The 3220-nt window shown below is 67.0% G+C and carries 3 protein-coding genes; all 3 read right to left on the minus strand.

The window, feature by feature from the left end; genetic code table 11:
* Positions 1 to 324: helix-turn-helix domain-containing protein (locus WAN02_RS07365; RefSeq protein ID WP_422263507.1), on the minus strand; the 324-nt coding region annotated here is incomplete at its 3' end.
* 9 nt (positions 325 to 333) lie between these two features.
* Positions 334 to 1362: a tyrosine-type recombinase/integrase gene (locus WAN02_RS07370; RefSeq protein WP_422263509.1), complete on the minus strand. Its 1029-nt coding sequence runs from the start codon at positions 1360 to 1362 to the stop codon at positions 334 to 336.
* A 183-nt stretch (positions 1363 to 1545) separates the two neighbouring features.
* The coding region (locus WAN02_RS07375) for a tyrosine-type recombinase/integrase (RefSeq protein ID WP_422263508.1) at positions 1546 to 3220 on the minus strand (1675 nt) is incomplete at its 5' end.

Consider the following 3220-nt stretch of genomic DNA (forward strand, 5'->3'; position numbering starts at 1 on the left):
GGTGATGCGGGCCCGCTTCGGGCGCAGCGTGCCGATACCGGCGTCGCTGCCGCCGGCTGCTGACTTCTTCGTTCGGGTCCCGGCGGTCGTGACGGCGGCGGGTTCGATCAGGTCGGTCATCGCGCAGTCGAGAATGTCCAGGAGCGCCATCAGGATCTTCAAGCTGAGCCGTTCGGGTCGTTCCACGACGAGTCGATAGACCTGGCTGGAGGACAGCCGGATTCCGCGTTCGGCCAGCGGTTCGAGCAGGTCGGTGGTGGCGAACATGCCGCGCTCGGCCATCACCTGCCGCAGCCGCCAGCGGTAGTCGAGTTTGGCTGCCATCTGTCCTCCTCAGTGTTGTGGGCTCGGCGCGTCCAGCGCCGGTCCGAGTGCTCGGCGCAGCGCGGTGTTCATGAAGTCGCTGCTGACGTGGGTGTAGATCGCGGTCGAGGTGTCACAGCGGTGGCCTACCTGGTGCTGCAGGAACAACCGGTCGACGCCGTCTTCAGTGAGGTGGGTGACATAGGAATGCCTTATCGAATGGGGCGAAAGCTCCTTGGACAGGCCCAGCGCGTCGCGGTAGGCGACGAAGCGGGCGTTGATCTCGGCCGGCTTGATCCGTGCGCCGCGTTCGGTCACCCACAACGCCGGATGATCAGCCAACCCGAAGCGGGGCCGGATGTTGTCGACGTAGTCGACCAACGCCTCGACGGCCCAGCCCATCAGCGAGTGCACCGTGCGCCGCCGCGGCGGCTGACCACGCACGGCCTTGCCGTAGCGGACGCTCACCATCCCGTAGTCACCGAACTCGGCGGCAGCTGGGTTGCGGCCCCGGCCCAGCAGATCGAGCTTGGCCGTCTCGTTGCGCCGCAGCCCCCAGCCGTAGACGACCTTGAGCAGCGTCGCGTCGCGGTAGGCCGCCAACGACCCCTTGCGCTTGGACTTCGCGGCCCGCTGCACCTGATCGTCTGCGTAATCGAGGAAACGCTGCAGCTCCTCCCGCGACAGCGGACGCGCCTCGGGGCTGCCCTCGTACTCGTTCAGATGCGCGATGGTGTTCCACTCGTGGCAGATCGCCACCGGGAACTGCCCGAACTCCTGCTCACACGCCACCGCCCAGCCGTAGCGGCCATCAGTGAGATAGTCAGTGAACAGCCGCAGATCGGTCTGGTAGCCCCGGATCGTCGACGGCGCAAGGTGATTCTCCGCGGTCAGCGTCAACGTCCACTCGTCCACGTGGGCAGGGCTCCACTGCCACGGGTATTCGTTGGTGAACGCCAGGAACCGACGCATCAGCCGGACCCTGGCCTCGATGCTCCCCGACAGCAGGCCGCGGGCCGCCTGCTGTGCCGACCAGCCCCGCAGCATCGCCTCTACCATCGCCTCCTCCGGCCGCAGCTGCAGCACCCCGGAGACCAGTTCCGTGCTCGCCGCACCAACCAAGCCGACCCGCCGCACCACAGCCCCTCTCCTCACCAGACGGGCGTATCATGCATCAGACGGGATCGACCTATCCAGCCGACAGGCCGCAAAGCCGGCTATCGCGTTGAATTAGAACCATGTTCACGCCGCCAACTCTCGGAGTGCCGATCCGCCAACGCCCGTCTGATGCAATTCCCGAGGGTTCTTGTAGCCCATGGTCACATTGATGTCGCGGTGCCCGACGATCACCTGCGCAATGTGCGGCGGGAGCCCGTTGAGTATGGCGTCGGTGATGAAGATCCGCCGGAAGTCGTGCGGGGTGAAGCGCAGCAGCGAGCCACTGTCAGGGTCGCGCAGGCCGCACCCGTCCAACGCTTCTGTGATCAGGTCGCCGATGCCGGACAACGGGAACCGCCTGTTCTCACCGGCTATCGGTCGCTGGAACAGAAATGGTGTTAGCGCGGACCAGACCTTCTCCCGGCTGTCGTAGCCGAGGATCAGCGGGACTGCGCCGGAGGGATCGCGGACCCGGTCGATGATCTCGGCCAGCACCTCGGCGAGCTCGGGGCTGACCACGAGCAGCCGTTCGGCGTCGGTCTTCGACGGGGCGATCTGCAACAGCGGGACCAGCTCGCCGGTGTCGGGCAGCTTGCATTGCACCAGGCTGTGATGACTGAGTTCCACGAGTTCCTCGACGCGCAGCCCGGTCGCTCGGAACACTTCGACGGCCGCCCATGCCCAGAAGGCCCGGTCCTCCTCCTTCGCGAGATCGCGGCGGGTGCCGGTCACGGGGTCGTGCACCCAGACACGTCCGGCCACCGCGCGATCGTCGACGATCGAACGAACCAGCGTGGCGCCGGTAGCGCTCGTGAAGGACTCCCCGGCCGGTGTGGCACGGCCGACGTCGAGCAGCGCGCGTGCCTGCGTTCGACGCACCGTGAGGCGTTGCGCGAGTGCCGGCACGGCTGGGAGCCGTTCACGGGTGCGCGCATCCATGCGCGCCTTCCTTTGGCGTATGGCTTTCTTGCGGTTGATCTCCTCCGCGCCGACCGGGCAGGGTGCGACCCACCGACTCCACCGGGCGGGATCCTCAACCGCCCAGTGCGCCAGGTCGAGGTAGAACGAGCGGACAGGAGTTAGGCACTCGCGGTAGTTGATCCGCTCGACGACCTGTTCGCTGACCTCGCCGTTCGCCGACCGGATTCGCTGGGTCATCGTCCGCAGCCGCAGTTTCCAGTCCTGCGCGACGTGACGGGGCAGATCGAGGGTGGTCACCTCCGGGTGGTGTCGTTCGATGTCGCCCCAAAACCGCTTGCCGAGGTAATAGGCCAACGCCTCGAGGCTGGTGTGGTCCAACGCCGGTTGTCGTTCGCGGAGATACTCGACGAGCAGGTCCCGGATCGGGCCGCGGCCGATCACGTAACGGTCGATCAGTTCTTCCGGCGTTCGTTGCCCACTGGTGTAGAGCGCGCGCAGCGTCAGCGGTGCCCGCTCGCCGAACAGACCGAGCTCTCGCAGGATGCCGTAGAACGTGACCTGGCCGCCGCGAGTGGCGCGCACCACGTTTTCGGCATCGAACAGTTCCAGCAAGTCGCCGATCGTGATCTCGGCTAGCACACCACCCTTGCACGCCAGGATCTGCGCGACCCGGTAACGCATCGCCCTGGCATCGACCTCGGAGACCCGGTCATTGCTGGCGCAGCCGGTTCGGAGCCGATCGAATCCGGCCGGGTCGCGAGCGGCCTCGAGGTTGCGTGCCAGCAAGCCGCCGCGAGCCGCCGCGCCGCTGACCAGCCACTGCGGCGTCGGACGGATC

The sequence above is a fragment of the Mycobacterium sp. genome, from assembly GCF_049281135.1.
In the GTDB taxonomy this organism is placed as follows: domain Bacteria; phylum Actinomycetota; class Actinomycetes; order Mycobacteriales; family Mycobacteriaceae; genus Mycobacterium.

What these genes read in the sequence shown, in the direction of transcription:
- WAN02_RS07370 (WP_422263509.1), bottom strand. Translation starts at nt 1,362, where the DNA reads ATGGTAGAGGCGATGCTGCGGGGCTGGTCGGCACAGCAGGCGGCCCGC.